Origin of the sequence: Chitinophaga nivalis (assembly GCF_025989125.1) — a bacterium.
Taxonomy (GTDB): domain Bacteria; phylum Bacteroidota; class Bacteroidia; order Chitinophagales; family Chitinophagaceae; genus Chitinophaga; species Chitinophaga nivalis.
The window spans coordinates 1,062,420-1,078,294 of the sequence record NZ_JAPDNR010000001.1 but is presented as its reverse complement, the minus strand read 5'-3'; the positions used below and the strand labels follow the sequence as shown (position 1 = coordinate 1,078,294).

The 15,875-nt window shown below is 45.1% G+C and carries 14 protein-coding genes; 6 read left to right on the top strand and 8 right to left on the bottom strand.

The window, feature by feature from the left end:
* Window positions 1-83 precede the first annotated feature (83 nt).
* The 3 genes from OL444_RS04455 to OL444_RS04445 are packed head-to-tail and all read left to right on the top strand — an operon-like array spanning window position 84 to window position 2,159.
* Window positions 84-857, top strand: coding sequence for a TIGR02757 family protein (locus OL444_RS04455; protein WP_264734437.1), 774 nt, complete (start codon window positions 84-86; stop codon window positions 855-857).
* Window positions 858-873: 16 nt separating this feature from the next.
* Window positions 874-1,815 (top strand): DUF6263 family protein, encoded by a 942-nt coding sequence (locus OL444_RS04450; RefSeq protein WP_264734438.1) that lies wholly within the window; start codon window positions 874-876, stop codon window positions 1,813-1,815.
* On the top strand, window positions 1,815-2,159 hold the full coding sequence (locus tag OL444_RS04445; protein WP_264734439.1) for a hypothetical protein: 345 nt from the start codon (window positions 1,815-1,817) through the stop codon (window positions 2,157-2,159). Before OL444_RS04450 ends, OL444_RS04445 begins: the two co-directional genes overlap by 1 nt.
* Window positions 2,160-2,213: 54 nt before the next feature.
* Here OL444_RS04445 and OL444_RS04440 read toward each other — a convergent pair whose 3' ends face one another.
* Window positions 2,214-2,870, bottom strand: coding sequence for a sterol desaturase family protein (locus OL444_RS04440; protein WP_264734440.1), 657 nt, complete (start codon window positions 2,868-2,870; stop codon window positions 2,214-2,216).
* 192 nt (window positions 2,871-3,062) lie between these two features.
* Window positions 3,063-4,322, bottom strand: a complete 1,260-nt coding sequence (locus OL444_RS04435) for a serine hydrolase (RefSeq protein ID WP_264734441.1) — start codon at window positions 4,320-4,322, stop codon at window positions 3,063-3,065.
* 244 nt (window positions 4,323-4,566) lie between these two features.
* On the opposite strand from OL444_RS04435, the gene OL444_RS04430 reads away from it, so the two are divergent.
* Both OL444_RS04430 and OL444_RS04425 read left to right on the top strand, forming a co-directional pair.
* The gene (locus OL444_RS04430) at window positions 4,567-5,580 is read left to right on the top strand and encodes a fumarylacetoacetate hydrolase family protein (RefSeq protein WP_264734442.1); all 1,014 of its coding nucleotides are present in this window, start codon (window positions 4,567-4,569) and stop codon (window positions 5,578-5,580) included.
* A 2-nt stretch (window positions 5,581-5,582) separates the two neighbouring features.
* Complete coding sequence (locus OL444_RS04425; protein WP_264734443.1) at window positions 5,583-6,467, top strand: flavin reductase family protein; 885 nt, start codon at window positions 5,583-5,585, stop codon at window positions 6,465-6,467.
* Window positions 6,468-6,588: 121 nt separating this feature from the next.
* Here OL444_RS04425 and OL444_RS04420 read toward each other — a convergent pair whose 3' ends face one another.
* The 3 genes from OL444_RS04420 to lysS form a co-directional block, all read right to left on the bottom strand.
* The gene (locus tag OL444_RS04420) at window positions 6,589-7,362 is read right to left on the bottom strand and encodes a DUF4197 domain-containing protein (RefSeq protein WP_264734444.1); all 774 of its coding nucleotides are present in this window, start codon (window positions 7,360-7,362) and stop codon (window positions 6,589-6,591) included.
* 38 nt (window positions 7,363-7,400) lie between these two features.
* The gene (locus OL444_RS04415) at window positions 7,401-8,234 is read right to left on the bottom strand and encodes a universal stress protein (RefSeq protein ID WP_264734445.1); all 834 of its coding nucleotides are present in this window, start codon (window positions 8,232-8,234) and stop codon (window positions 7,401-7,403) included.
* A gap of 205 nt (window positions 8,235-8,439) precedes the next feature.
* Window positions 8,440-9,951 (bottom strand): lysine--tRNA ligase, encoded by a 1,512-nt coding sequence (lysS, locus tag OL444_RS04410; RefSeq protein WP_264734446.1) that lies wholly within the window; start codon window positions 9,949-9,951, stop codon window positions 8,440-8,442.
* 324 nt (window positions 9,952-10,275) lie between these two features.
* Here lysS and OL444_RS04405 point away from each other — a divergent pair, with 324 nt between their 5' ends.
* Window positions 10,276-12,426 carry a S9 family peptidase gene (locus OL444_RS04405; protein ID WP_264734447.1) on the top strand — a complete coding sequence of 717 codons (2,151 nt, stop codon included), beginning with the start codon at window positions 10,276-10,278 and terminating at the stop codon, window positions 12,424-12,426.
* Between the two features lie 694 nt (window positions 12,427-13,120).
* Here OL444_RS04405 and OL444_RS04400 read toward each other — a convergent pair.
* The 3 genes from OL444_RS04400 to bamG all read right to left on the bottom strand — a co-directional run bounded on the left by OL444_RS04400 (window position 13,121) and on the right by bamG (window position 15,813).
* Window positions 13,121-13,459, bottom strand: a complete 339-nt coding sequence (locus tag OL444_RS04400) for a tRNA-binding protein (RefSeq protein ID WP_264734448.1) — start codon at window positions 13,457-13,459, stop codon at window positions 13,121-13,123.
* Between the two features lie 375 nt (window positions 13,460-13,834).
* The gene (lptC, locus tag OL444_RS04395; RefSeq protein ID WP_264734449.1) at window positions 13,835-14,386 is read right to left on the bottom strand and encodes an LPS export ABC transporter periplasmic protein LptC; all 552 of its coding nucleotides are present in this window, start codon (window positions 14,384-14,386) and stop codon (window positions 13,835-13,837) included.
* Window positions 14,387-14,514: 128 nt separating this feature from the next.
* On the bottom strand, window positions 14,515-15,813 hold the full coding sequence (gene bamG / locus OL444_RS04390; RefSeq protein WP_264734450.1) for a BamG family beta-barrel-assembly machinery protein: 1,299 nt from the start codon (window positions 15,811-15,813) through the stop codon (window positions 14,515-14,517).
* Between the last annotated feature and the right edge of the window lie 62 nt (window positions 15,814-15,875).

Here is a 15,875-nt window from a genome sequence, read left to right as displayed (position 1 = left end):
TTTTACCCATACCATATCCACAGCCTTTTTATACCAGCCTACCTGGTATAAAAAGGCTTGCGGTGATTATGTGATTAACTAATATGAAGATCCAACAATTAAAGGATTTCCTGGATGCAAAAGCCGCGTATTACAATCACCCGGACTTTATCACCAATGATCCTATCTGTATCCCACACCGGTTCAGCGTACTACAGGATATTGAAATTGCCGGCTTCTTTGCAGCCGTATTAGCCTGGGGTAACCGCACCAGTATTATTAAAAAGTGTACGGAGCTCATGAAGATGATGGATAATTCGCCCTACGACTATATCCGGCATCACCAGCCACGAGAGCGGATGAAACTGATGTCTTTCTGCCACCGTACCTTTAATGGACTGGACCTGCTCTATTTCGTAGAATTTCTCCAGCACTACTACACCAACGTTACTTCCCTGGAATTTGCCTTCAGCGGGCATCTGACGGAAAAGGATGAAAACGTGGAAAAGGCCCTGCTGGGATTTCACAAAGTATTCTTTGCACTGGAACATCCGGAAAGAACCCGTAAGCACATATCTACGCCTGCCAGGAATTCTGCCTGCAAACGATTGAACATGTATTTACGCTGGATGGTCAGAAAAGATGAAAATGGCGTGGATTTTGGGCTGTGGCAACACATCTCCCCCTCGCAGCTTATTTGTCCGGTAGATGTACATGTTAGCAGGGTAGCCGCCAGACTGGGGTTGATTCCGGAAGCCAAAGCCGACTGGAAAACAGCCACAGCACTCACGCACCAGTTAAAAAAACTGGATCCGGACGATCCTGCCAAATATGACTTTGCCTTATTCGGCCTGGGGGTGATCGAAAAATACGTTTGATCTAATAAACATAGTAATGAAAAAATTTCTGGGACTGATCACCATCGCCATCACCCTGACCTTTACGGCTATCGGGCAGGAATATGTAGGACTCAACTACAATTTCAGCAAAGGACAACTGTTTGAACTGGAGCAAAAGAGCCGCAGCGAAACCTACATGACTGTGAACGAAGTCACCCAACGTACCACCCGTGACTATAATAATATTATCAGCATAGATGTCACCGATATTATTCCGGGAAAATCAATTCTAACCTTCCGTTATAAAGAACTTAAATTCAATTTCAACGCCAAGAACCAGAACATTTTTGTGGATGCAAAAGTGGCCAACGATAAGGAACCTTTTCAGGCAGGCCTGAAAAACATGCTGGACAAACCTTTCACCGTTGAGATTCAGGTAACCGGTATTATCAATAAAATAGCAGGGCTGGACGAAATCCTGGAAGATGCCGCCAGCGCTTTCAGTCAACTGAAACCCAACGAACAGGAAGCGTACAAAAAACTGATGAAAGATCAGTTTGGCGCCGAAGCTTTCCGGAGCTGGCTCGAACAGCTGCTCATCATGTATCCGCCACATGGTATCAAAACCGGTACGCAGTGGGAAGAAAATGTACCAATGCGGGGCGGACTTGTAGGTCGCGTGGACTTATACTGGAACCTGCAAACCTGGGATACCCAGACGGCTAAAATAGGCGGTACCGCTAAAATAAAAACCGATAAGGTACAACTGCTGACACTGGAAGACGATATCAAAGCTACGGCAGAAATAAGCGGCACGACCTCTTCCAACTATCTCGTCAACCGCAGCAGCGGATTGCCCAGTATATGTGTACAGAATACAGAGATGAACGGTGATTACACCTATAAAGCCAATAAGGCCAAAAGGTTAAAACGGGACCTGAAAGTACCGGTGAAAATCGTCACCAACGCTTCCTATAAAATAAAACAAATGAAATAATGGCTGCTGTTCCTGCACTTTATCTACAGGAAGCTGCTGGCTGGACGCAGCAGGAGTTTTCGGTACGTGTACCTGACAACGTTAGTTATGAACAGTTGCAGGAACTGCTCGCGCAACGGCTGGCGACCTTAATTAACCAGGATTTCGGGCAATTTGTACAGCTGCTGTACCGGATAGATGTAGCCGAAAATAAAGTGCGGCTGATCCTGCAGGATGCCGCCATCTCCGGCGAAGAGCCCTATAAAGCGGTGGCCGCGCTGATCATTGACAGACAATTACAAAAAATAGCCTCCCGCGCAGCGTTCAAACAACAGGACCTGCCGGATGATGAGGAAAGATGGTAAAACAAAACGGCCGTAAAATCAGATTTTACGGCCGTTTTGTTTTGTATAGCTTTATTAAAACATCAGTTCCTTTACCTTCTCTTTATCCTCTTTTTCTTTATCCAGATCGAAGCCGGTTCCAAATACCCGGTCCCACACGGAAGAACTTACGCCAAAGCCTTTTTCGTCACTTTTGTAATGGTGCAGGTGATGATTGCGCCATACCGGTTTCATAAACCTAAAAGGAGGATTCCAGGCATGAATAGCGTAGTGCATACTACCGTAAATCAGGTAACCCAATATAAATCCGGGGAAAAACATAAATGTAATCTCCCGCAGGAAAATGTATTGTGAACCAAATATAGCAGACGCCAGTATCAGGCTTGGAACAGGCGGCATAAACAACCGTTGTTTATCCCGCGGATACTCATGGTGGTTACCATGCATTACATAAATAAATCGTTGAACTTTGGGCTTGTCACTGGTAAAGTGAAACATAAACCGGTGCATGATATACTCAAAAAATGACCAGAATAACATAGCACCAAAAAATATCAGTGCAACTGTACTTACTTTATACCCCAGTGTATCATGACTATAATACAACATGTAACTGATAATGGGTATATACATGCCCCAGATCACCAATGGATGCGTTTTAGTCAGCATCTCGAGGTATCTGCTTTCAAATAACCTTGCCTGCCCTTTGTTCTTAATCTTTTCAAACTTCATAGCTCCCAAATTTTTTTAACCAGTAGGGGAAATGAATAAAACCTTCCTTCTTATAACCCGATAGGACACATCAAAAATTGTGCATATTTATGGATACACCCTATCATGACAGCTGCAAAAATACAACCTTCAAATCGATTGCCCTTCGTTTACTCTCCTATAAGGCTATAAATAATTTTTATAGCCGGACGGTCATTTCCCGTAGTCGATTTTAAATGTGTTCAAATCAGGCTGGTGGGCCTTTTTACGCTGTTGTTCATACCGGTAAATAATATCTCCGATTTCCCGGAAATAAGGATACCCGGTTTCCTCATATTCGTATTTATTATCATTCAAAACACCGTCCCGGTTTACATACAGCGTACCGGTCAGCATAAACTCGATGCCCCGCTTAAAATCAACGATGTAGGCCGCGTCTGTCAGGAAGCCGTATGACCAGCCTGTTTTGTTAAACACCCGCATGTGCGGCGGTATATCGTGGCCGGCGCCCTTAAACAGAAAAAACTTCGTATAGCTGTTAAAGTATTCCGTTGTATCGTACTTCGGAGAGGATGTTTCTGATGGATACTGCGACATGTACTGATACAGGAACCGGTAATCTGCCGCCGTCAGATTAAACCGCTGTCCCGCCGGCACCGATGCCGGAAACAGCACCGATTGCAGGAGTTGCTGCAGGTCTTCCACGGGCAGGTTATTATGCCGGGTAAAGTCCATGGGTTGTAATACCAGTCGTTCGTTTTTGTCGAGATAGGCATTGCCGATGTAGTGTGGTTTACTGAAGTCAAACGTCAGGGTATCATAAGCCGCCGGCTGGCTGTAAATGACTTTACCACCTGTTGCGAATCTGATAGGATTGGTATGCCGGTTTTCCTCTTCTGTGAGGGGCATAAAACGTCTTACAATCCGGGTGCGACGATATCCTTTCTGCCATAGTTTTTCATGGATGGTCTGTTGTCCCACAAACTCATAGAGCCGGTTATAGGCATCGTTATCACTAACCAGGAATATTTTTTTGATATACTGATGAACAGAAGGCAGGTAATTCCGGGCACTGCTATCGGTATGTACGGTTACCTGCCCACTCCATGCACTGTCTGTAAACATAGGCGTATCGCCATTCAGACCGGGGATCTGTAACTCCCTGAGTTTTTCCAGCGCCAGTAATGCAACCGGCATTTTTACCGTGCTGGCCGGATTAAAATATTTATCGGCATCTACAGCCAGGTAATGGTTTTTAAAGTGCGGCGTATTGTCCGCATCGCGGTCTATTTGCGTGTAAATAAGCTGATAACGAAACGAATCGGGATGTTGCAGGATATGTTGCAGCGCCGGCGAAGCTGCGCGGTAAATCAGGCGTTTCAGGAGGCTGTCTGTACGTGGCTGTGCCTGTGCGATGCACAGATGGCTACACAGTAGGAATAACAACAAATTACGCATGGTGGTTGATAACATCTGATCCTAAATATAAAATATATTCATCTGCCAGACCGGATTTTCTATAGATCTATACAAAATTCTATCCCGCTGCAGAAAAAAAGTATCCCGGCTATCTGTACCCAAACGATCAAAACAGCTAGAGTGGCCAATAAGCGCAAAATGAGGCGGAACAAGGCATACAGGGAAAAATGTTTTATCTGAAAAATAAATACTGCATGCTTATATTTGATTATTCATACACCCAGAACAAGACCAAAACATGAAACTTGTAAGTTATTTAAGAGAAGAAACAGACCAGCTGGCAATCCTGGTTGACGGATTATTATACAATACCCAGGAGCTTCATCCTGATTTACCCAACAATATGGGCATGTTTCTGATGATGTGGGAAGATGTGATTACCATTGCCCAACAGGCAGATGCCCTGTTAAAATCCGGCAAAAACCCAGGATCTGCCCATGGCATCCCTGTAACCGATGTACAACTGTTATCCCCTGTACCATTCCCTACTTCCTGCCGTGATGGTTATGCTTTCCGCCAACATGTGGCCGCAGCACGCCGCAACCGGAAAGTAGACATGATTCCCGAATTCGATCAGTATCCCATTTTCTATTTCACCAACCACAATGCTATTCAGGGCCCTGGCGACATTCACTGCATGCCCGATCATTTTGATAAACTGGACTTCGAACTGGAGGTAGCCATCGTTATCTGTAAAGCCGGCAGAAATATTACGGCAGCAGCAGCAGATGATTATATCGGCGGCTACATGATCATGAACGACATGAGTGCCCGCACCCTGCAGATGGAAGAAATGAAATTAAACCTGGGACCTGCCAAAGGCAAGGATTTCAGCACGGTAATAGGCCCTATGCTGGTAACACCAGATGAACTGGAACCTTATAAAGTAGCAGCCAAACCAGGCCATACCGGCAACAACTATCAGTTGAAAATGACGTGTAAAGTAAATGGCATTCAGGTAAGTGAAGGCAACATGGGCGATATGGACTGGACATTCGCTGAAATTGTAGAACGCTGCGCCTATGGCGTCAATATACTTCCCGGCGATGTAATAGGCAGTGGTACGGTAGGTACCGGCTGTTTTCTGGAGCTGAACGGCACCGGTAAATTAAATGATCCCAACTATACGGAACAATGGCTGCAACCCGGCGACGTAGTGGAAATGGAAATAGCAGGACTGGGTGTTTTATCCAATACCATTGTGAAAGAAGATACTGATTTCTCCATCCTTGCCCTGAAAAAAAACGTATAACCATGCAGGTTGATCCATCTCAGGTAAAAACCAGCGAGCTGCATGCCTATCTGCTGGGAGCAGTATCTCCCCGGCCTATTTGTTTTGCCAGCACCCTGGATAAAGACGGCAGACCTAATCTGTCGCCCTTCAGCTTTTTCAACGTATTTGGCGCCAATCCGCCCACCCTCATCTTTTCACCGGCCCGCCGGGTACGCGACAATACGGTCAAGCATACACTGGAAAACATTTATGCCACCCAGGAAGTAGTCATCAATGTTGTCAGCTATGCCATGGTACAACAAACCTCACTGGCCAGCTGCGAATATCCGGAAGGAGTGAATGAATTTGAAAAGGCCGGATTTACGGCTTTACCATCTGAAAAGATCAAACCTTTCCGGGTAAAGGAAAGTCCGGTGCAAATAGAATGTGTGGTGAAACAGGTGATTGAAACAGGCCCCAATGGCGGTGCCGGCAATCTCGTGATATGTGAAGCCGTTATGCTGCACGTTAACGACGAAGTACTGGATGCCAAAGGAAAAATAGACCCACATAAAATAGACCTGGTAGCCCGCATGGGTGGAGACTATTACTGCCGGGCTTCCGGCAGTGCGGTATTTGAAGTACCCAAACCCAACACGCAGCTGGGTATTGGCGTAGATGCCTTACCGTTAGCCATCCGAACCAGTTCCATACTCACCGGCAACAACCTGGGGCTACTGGGCAATGTGCATGAAGTACCTTTTGTAGATGCCACTTTCAGTGATGATCATCTTAAAAATATTATTCAGTATTACAGCATCACGCCGGAAGAAATGGAGAAAGAGTTGCACCGGTATGCCCAGCAACTGCTGGACAGGGGAGAAGTAGGCGCTGCGTGGCAGATATTGCTGGCAGGCACCGTGTAGATAAACATCCGGGCAACGATATTTTCAGGATTAAAAAAAGAGCGCGAAGATCAACTCTTCGCGCTCTTTTTTATATAGCAAAGTCAGGCAACAACATTACCTGACTGTATGCTGCTTGTGATTACTTTGAACCAAATACTTTCTTCAGCAAATCGGTTGTTCTGGCTGCGGGATTAGCGCGGATAGCCGCTTCTTCTTTCCCGATCTGATCAAACAGGGCATTTACCGCCATGGTGGTTACATAGTCCTGTAAATCCGGATTTACTTTATTGAAGGTAGTAGGCAGCTTGTTGTAAGTGGTTACAATATCTGTATAATACCGGGTGGCGCTGGTGCTATCCAGCGAGCCTTTTACTACCGGCGAAAAAGCCGCTTTCAGGTCGTTGGAGGTTTTGCTTTTGAAAAATTCCGTGGCAGAATTATTACCACCTCTCACCAGGTTCAAGGCATCGGTAAGTGTCATTTGTTTAATGGCATTCACGAAGATCGGCGCAGCATAACCTACTGCTTTTTCCGCAGCGCGGTTAATCTGCAGAATCGCCTGATCCACCTGACTGCCCAGTCCTACGGCGCGCAGGGTATTACCTATTTTCACGGCATCTGGTGGCAGCAATACTTTGTATACTTCACTTCCAAAAAATCCATCTGTTTTATTGAGTTTGGCGATACCGGCAGCTAATCCTTTAGCCAATGCTTCCTTAATACCGGAACCAGCTTCGGATTCCGTCAGGCTACCAGCGGAAACGGTGCCTTTATTTTTGGTGCCGGTAGCACTGGTATCACCGGTAGTGATACCCGCTTTTTTCAGTTCTTTACTAAGCTTGTTCAGGAATTGCGCCTGACTGGCCTGCAGGCAAAAAAAGCCCAGCAGTACTAAAAGTGATCTTTTCAACATGTTGTGTAGATAAAATTGATGTATTTCAAATGTAAAAATTATTCATGTATCGTCAGCAAAGGTAGATGCGTTTTATAAGCCAGCCGGGAAGTACTGCTGCGTTTGAAAATACTTTCAAACAATCCGTGTTTTTTGGGGATTGTAAGAATCAGATCGGCATTATTTTCCTCGGCAAATTCCACAATTCCCTGTACCACATTTGGATTATCAATAAAATGATATACGGGTTGATAATCTTCCAGTAATGTTTCCAGCATGAGGGTTTCAAAAGGTGTATCTGTGGTAAAATGCCTGCTTTCGTGATCGATATTGATCACATGCAGTTCTGCCTTAAATACATTCAGGAGTTTTTTCAGCGGCCCTATAGGAGTGGAATCCACCACTTTACGCAGGTCGCAGGCAAAAACAATCTTTTGAATAGGCGCATATTTTGCCTCAGCAGGAATCACCATCACGGGGCAGACTGTATGTTTCACCACATCAATGGTATTGGAACCCACGAGGATTTCCTCCATTTTACTGCCTCCGGTAATCCCCATTACAATCAGATCGGCGCCTTCCGCTTTGCACACCTCGTCAATGGTAGCAGCCAGCAGGGTATTATCGGCTCTTATCAACAGGGTAGTATTCAGTGGCAACAAGGCTTCCAGTTCTTTTTTCATTTTCTCCAGGCCTTCCAGGCTGGCGCTCCTCAGATCATCCGGATTCACCATGGGTACGGAAGTAGGGATATCCGGAATGGGTACAATCAGCTCATATGCATGATACAATATGATACGGGTAGTACCCAGTTGAGCAGCCAGTTCCAATGCGTAGGTAGCGGCATTATAGGCAGTATCAGAAAAATCAGTAGGAACTAAAATTGTTTTCATGTGGCTAATTTTAAGATACGAGGTGAACATTCTAAAGTTAAGAATGTGGCACCGTAAATGAACGCTTCCATCGCGATTAAAGAAAATTTAATGCCATTTTCCTGTTTTCAGGCTGCAGGACTGTATAAAAAAGAATTACGGATTAAACATTACTGCTTTAACTGTAATGCCTAATCCGTAATTCTTATTATTTATCAGCAGTTGCTTATTGTTTCTCCTGTTTCATCTGCGGGAAAAACAGTACATCCTGGATAGATGGCTGATTGGTCATCAGCATGGTTAAACGATCTATACCAATACCGATACCAGAGGTAGGCGGCATACCGTATTCCAGCGCACGCAGAAAATCATAGTCAATATACATCGCCTCATCATCTCCACGCTCCATCAGCTGTACCTGTTCTTCAAAACGGGCGCGCTGATCCAGCGGGTCGTTCAGCTCACTGTAGGCATTGGCAATTTCCTTACCGTTGGCCATCAGTTCAAAACGCTCTACCAGTCCGGGTTTGCTGCGGTGTTTTTTAGTCAGCGGGCTCATTTCCACCGGATAATCGGTAATGAAAGTAGGCTGAATGTAGTGTCCTTCGCATTTCTCACCAAAGATCTCATCAATCAGTTTGCCTTTACCAAATTTCGGATCTACGTGGATATTCAGCTGTTTGCACACGTCGCGCAGCTGGGCTTCATCCATGGCGCTGATATCGAAGCCGGTATGTTCCTGAATAGCTTCAAACATGGTTACACGACGGAAAGGTGCTTTAAAGTCGATCACTTTATCACCTACCGGCACGGCAGTAGTGCCATGCAGGGTGATGGCAATCTTTTCCAGCAGGGTTTCTGTCGTATGCATCATCCACTCATAATCCTTGTAGGCAGCATACATTTCCATTACGGTAAACTCCGGATTGTGGGTACGGTCCATCCCTTCATTCCGGAAATCCTTTGCAAACTCATATACCCCTTCAAAACCGCCTACGATCAGGCGTTTGAGGTATAATTCGTTGGCAATACGCATATACAGCGGCATATCCAGCGCGTTGTGATGTGTCACAAACGGGCGGGCAGTAGCGCCACCGGGAATAGGCTGCAGGATGGGCGTTTCCACTTCCAGGTAACCCAGGTTATTATAGAAATCACGGATGGTTTGCATAATGCGGGTGCGTTTTACAAACACTTCCTTTACTTCCGGATTAATCACGAGGTCAACGTAACGCTGACGGTATTTGAACTCAGGGTCTGTTACTTCGTCAAACACCTGGCCTTCCACAGATTTTACCACGGGCAGCGGGCGCAGCGCCTTGGCCAGCATGGTAACGGAAGTGGCATGTATTGAGGTTTCGCCGGTTTTGGTAATAAAGGCATATCCTTTTATACCGATGAAGTCACCGATGTCTACCAGTTTCTTGAACACGGTATCATAACCGGTTTTATCTTCACCAGGGCAAATATCATCTCTGCGGATATATACCTGGATACGTCCGGCCTTATCCTGGATAACAGCAAACGCAGCCTTTCCCATATCGCGAATGCTCATGATACGGCCAGCCAGGCAAACATCCTGGAATTGTTCCTTTGTTGCTTCCGAATAATTGGTTTTTATATTCACGGAAGTATCATTAACCGGATACTCAGCCGCAGGGTAGGGGTCTATGCCCAGGTTATGCAGCTCCTGTAATTTTTCCCGGCGTATAATCTCTTGCTCAGATAATTGTGTCATGTAATAAGTTGTAATTGCCAATTGGAGTGCAAAAATAGGAAATTGGCGTGCAAACGTGGGAAATTGATATGCAAAAAAAGGAAAAAGGGCTGTAAGACTACAGCCCTCTCATTTTTTGACCATATCCTATGAAAACCGTTTTAAAATTAACGGCTTCCACTGCTATTTCCGGCCTTAATTGCCAAATGCACGAAATTCCTGCATAAGTGGAGGGTTTCTGCGTGTCTTTGGTAATATTCCCGCCGGGCTATCTCCATTCGTCAGTTATGCTTATTTTCGCCCGCCAACATCTTCTAAACCAAACCATCTGATACACGACAGATTATGAGAAGTATACCATGGTTAAAGCCAACCGGCATCAGTAGCGCTGCTTTGCTGCTGATGATGATTCCACGCCTGCAGGCGCAACAAAAACAGGACCTGACCTTCGATCAGGCCTTCAACAACCAGCCCGCCGATATCAGCAAACCGCTGCCCGCTATCCGGGAGTGGGCAGATGCCGACCATTACCTGGAAATGCGTACCGACGCGGCCAATGGTAAAAACCAGGCCTGGAAAGTAGACGCCCGCACCGGCGCCGCTGTTATTTATACGGCTCCGGTAGACGGCCCCAGTGTGGAAGTAAAGGAGAAGGATGTTTTTTACCGCACCGCGGAAGGTAACAGCATCCGGCTGACCAACGATGCTGCAGAAGAAAAAAATCCCACCCTTTCGCCTGATGGAAAATATGTGGCCTTCACCCGCGGCAATGACCTGTACAGTGTGGAAATAGCCACTAAAAAAGAGATACGCTATACACAGGACGGCTCCGACGTTATTTATAATGGCTGGTCTTCCTGGGTGTATTTTGAAGAAATCCTGGGCCGTGCTACCCGCTACCGGGCTTTCTGGTGGAGTCCTGACAGCCGGAAAATAGCCTACATGCACTTCAACGATACCAAAGTACCGGTGTTTCCGATCTATAGTGAAAAAGGCCAACATGGCTACCTGGAAAACACCCGTTATCCGAAAGCCGGTGACCCTAACCCGTCCGTAAAGGTAGGCGTAGTACCGGTTACCGGTGGTAATACCGTGTGGGCAGACTTCAACGAAAATGATGACCAGTATTTCGGAACGCCTTTCTGGACTGCAGATAGCCGTCAATTGTGGATGCAATGGATGAACCGCGGCCAGGACAACCTGAAGATATTCAGCATCAGTCCTGAGAACGGCACCAAAAAAGAAATTTATCATGAACAGCAGGCTACCTGGATCGATTGGTTCCGTGCCGTACCTTTCCTCCGCAATAATGAAGGCTTCCTGTTACAAAGCGATAAAACCGGCTGGTCGCACCTTTACCTGTACAACATGGATGGTTCGCTGAAAAAACAGCTCACTTCCGGCAACTGGACCGTGAAGGAAGTACTGGAAATGGATGAAAAGAATCAGCTGATCTATTTTACCGCCCGTAAGGAAGCATCTTCCCGCTTTGACCTGTACAAGGTAAGTATGAAATCCGGCGCCATTACCCGTTTAACCAATGGCAACTACAACAACATCATTAAAATGGCTCCTGGCGGTAAATATTTCATTACCACCTATTCCAACCTGCAAACACCATCCAGAATGGCGTTGATAGACAACAATGGGAAGGTGGTACGGGAACTGGGAGATAGTAAAGGACAGCAATTCGACCAGTACAATGTGGCCAAAGCGGAATTAAAAACCTATAAAACCCGCGATGGGCTGGAGTTACCGATGACGATTATTATGCCGCTGCATATGGAAGCCGGTAAAAAATATCCGATACTGATCAGTGTCTATGGCGGCCCTAATTCCGGTACCGTGTACGATACCTGGAAATTCACCCCTGTACAGCAGTGGTGGGCGCAGGAAGGCGTAATACAGGTAGCTATAGACAACCGCAGCAGCGGCCATCTGGGTAAAAAAGGGATGAACTACATCCACCGTCAGATGGGTAAATATGAAATTGAAGATTATATGGATGCAGCCAGCTGGCTCCGTTCTCAGCCATGGGCAGACAGTAACAAAATAAGCATCACAGGAGGCAGTTTTGGCGGCTATATGACCTGTATGGCACTTACCTATGGCGCATCTGTATTTAACTACGGTATCGCCAATTTTGCGGTTACTGACTGGCAATTGTATGATAGCCACTATACAGAAAGATACATGGATACCCCGGCAGAAAATCCGGAAGGCTACAAAGCCACTTCCGTTATGACGTATGCCGATCAGTATAAAGGTTTAATCCGTATTGTACATGGTACCATGGATGATAATGTGCACCTGCAGAACAGCATTCAGCTGATCGATAAACTGGAGAACCTGAATAAACATTTTGAGTTCATGCTCTATCCGGGCGAGCGTCATGGATGGGGAGGATCGAAAAACGTACATTCTTCCGGTGAAATCTACCGTTTCATTTACAATCACCTGCTGGACAAGCCTTATCCGACAGCTTTTACCAAATAAGGTAGCAAGACATGATATTTCCGGCGGCCCGCTTTTACATAAAAGCGGGCCGCTTTATGTTTATATCATTTATATCAGTAAGGTGATTTGTTATCAGTAGTAAGCAGAGTGAGCAGATACAGTTGGGAGGTATAAAAAAAGAAACAGGGCTGCAAGACTACAGCCCCGAAAAATTTTAACCATATCTTTATTGAAAAACCTATACCAAAGGTGATTGTTTTTAGTTAACCGCGGTTGTCCATTTTAGTGAACGATGCATTTTATTCGGGGAACGTAGCGATTAGGAGGGTAAACGCATATCAGTGAAATACCCCTCTCATCGCAGTCTGCACCGCGAATTCCAACTTAAGTAATTGATTGTAAGCGAGTAACCACTGAAACGTGGACAACAGGCAATAATAGCGGACACATGAGGATATATAAATAAAAAAGGGTGGTAAGAATACCGCCCTTGTAATAATTTTAACCATATCCTATGAAAAACCTAGAACAAAGATATATCGCTAAATTTTGTTCCGGCTTCCATTTCCGTGAACGATGTATTATTGTTCGTGAAAACAGGATAATAGATAATATCTTATTATATTAAATAAAATATAATATTATTAATATAAAGAATCTAAATAATTATCTATTTATATTAAAATGATAAACAGATAATTACAAGCCTCTCTTTTCCGTTAAAATAAAATTATCATGCTATACGCCAACCATTCTCTACCGGCTTATCGGGTTTGAGCAACACTATATCCTTGTTTTCTCCTACCACACCGAGTACCAGGCACTCTGACATGAAAGTGGCGATTTGTTTTTTAGGGAAGTTGACCACCGCTACGACCTGTTTTCCAATTAATTCATCCGGTTGGTATAAACGGGTAATCTGTGCGGAAGATTTTTTAATGCCTAATTCCGGTCCGAAATCGATCTGCAGTTGATAGGCCGGATTACGTGCTCCTGGAAAATCATTGGCCTGAATGATTGTTCCTACTCTCATTTCTACTTTTTCGAAATCCTGCCAGGTAATTTGCTCCATCTGCGCCTCTCTTTTTTTAAATATAAAAAAATTTATCAATAATGAAAATATCATTTTGATCAAGACAAAAAAATATCCGTTGATCGGGAACAGGCATATCATCCTCCGCCCCGGATTACCGGTAACGGGTATACGTAAGTTGATAACCTCTTTCTAACCAGGCACTTTTCAAGTATACATCCATAAAGGATCAGCGCCGTTCATACCTGATTTTATCCAGCTTTAAATAACCCAGGCAAATCCGGTCATATGTGAACAAACTGGCATAGTTATTGGTTTTATCTGTACAAATTTTAGGTTAAAAAATAGGTTAAAGCGAAAGAACCCCACCTGCATAAGGTGGGGTTCTTTCGTTTATACATAAACGTTAAGTTATCAGTTCATCACAGCGGTGCTGTCTTCCACAGTAATAGGACCGCTTACCTTGAGAATTTTCTTCTCACTGAAGTCTTCATTGGCTTCCAGTCCCCAGCCATGCAGCGAGTCGGTAGGTGTTTTGATAAATACTTCCTTGGTGGAATAGAAGATTTTTCTTTTTGGGTCCCAGTTCAGTTCATTACAATCGAGGCGTTCGCCTTTTTTATTAATGACAATCACACTGTCAGATAAATACACATTGCCTTCATCTTCCAGGTATCTGCCTTTTTTGGCAGATAAGGTACTTTCCAGCCCCAGGGTATCGTTGTACATGAAAACTTTCAGCCCGTTCTTGAAAGCCACATAAGAGGGCTTATCCAGGCTCCGTTCCATGGTAGGCGCAGTCAGCTTAGCATTCACCTTCCCGTTCTGGCTGAAGATGGTCACAATATCCACTCCGTTTTCTGTAGCAGCTTTCTTTGAATCAAACTCCATGACGGCGTTGATATCATTTTCGCAGCTACAAACGGCTACAGTCATCAGCGTATATAAGAGTGCTCTTTTAATCATCAGTTATACTCCCGGAGGAGCGCTATTAAAATATTTTTCAAATATACGATGGCGGACTAAAACGTAAAAGTGGAATGCTTTTTTTATCGCATTCCACTTTCACTACTATTTTCCGTATGTCGAAAACATTAATCGTATTTGCGCTTGATAAACCATTTGTCGCTGAGGGTAAAGCCGAGGGATACCCGGTAAAGATTTTCCTTCAACGCTGTCTGGTTGGTACCACGGCGGGAAACTTCAAACGCCAGGTTTACCATGCTATACTGGTTGGAGTAAGCCATACGGCGTACCGGTAATCCGGCGCCTATAGTGAATCCCATAATAGGCATATCCTTTCCGCCCAGTTTCAGGTAATCCATACCGTAATAGCCACCCAGGCGATAGGTAACCCGGTTCCAATAACCGCTCAAAGCAGCGGCGTTAGGTACAAACTGTCCGCCGATAGCCAGTTTCCAGGCATTCTGGAAGGAAGAGTCCTTAGCGCCGAAATTGGAGTACTCGCTCCATTTACTGGTATTAAAATCCACACCTACCAGCCATTTATCGTATTTACGCAGCATAATACCACCGGCAAACTCCTGTGGATATACAATCGTTCCTTTTGTTCCGGTAGAGTAGTGGGTAGTATCTACTGCAGTAAAGTCATTGCTGCCGGCATTGTAGGTCAATGTTTCCTGCAACTTCTCTACTTTGGCATTCATATCCTGTTTCAGGCTTCCGGAAGCACCCAATGTGAGGTCCATATCCTTATTCAGTTTAGCTCTGTATTGCAACCCAAGTTTATAGAAGAAACTGTTGTAGCTGGTACGGGTCATGTTCCGGGAAGAGAAGATGTCGCCTGCCGGATAAATAACACGGGTGTTATTTTCCAGACTACCGAACAAATAACCTACGTTTACCCCAATGCTGAAGTTACCAATCCCCACACCGGTACCGGCATAGAGCTGATAAAGTCCGCCGCTGCCCTGGTATCTGTTGGCCAGTGGCAAGGTGGTGGTATCTCCCCAGAAGTTTTTATTTACTCCTTCCTGGATATTGTAGGATACCCGGGTAACCGGGCGTAAGCCCAGGTTCAGCCCCCATTTTTTCCGGAGCGGAATACCGATCTGCAGGTAAGAGAGGGTACCAAATCCGGAACTGAAACGGTTCCCTTTATCTGTAATTGTTCTGGCACCGGCTTCAACGCCGATATCCAGCGTTGTGAGTAATAAGCTGGAATAGCTGGCCGGATTAATAAAATTGACAGATTGCGGATCACTATACCCCTGAGAAACACCTCCCATTCCACGGTTTACCGTGTTTTGGTTGTTGTTCAGATCTCCTAATCCATAGCGAGAATACGGTGAGTTGTCCTGTGCCCTAGCTTTATTTGCCAGCAGGAAAGAACCTCCCAACAAGCAAAGAATACTGACTTTTGTCCAATGCATTTAGAATCAGATATTGAGTTTAAGCCCTTATCCAGTGAAAATATGGGTCTGCAAATATCTAT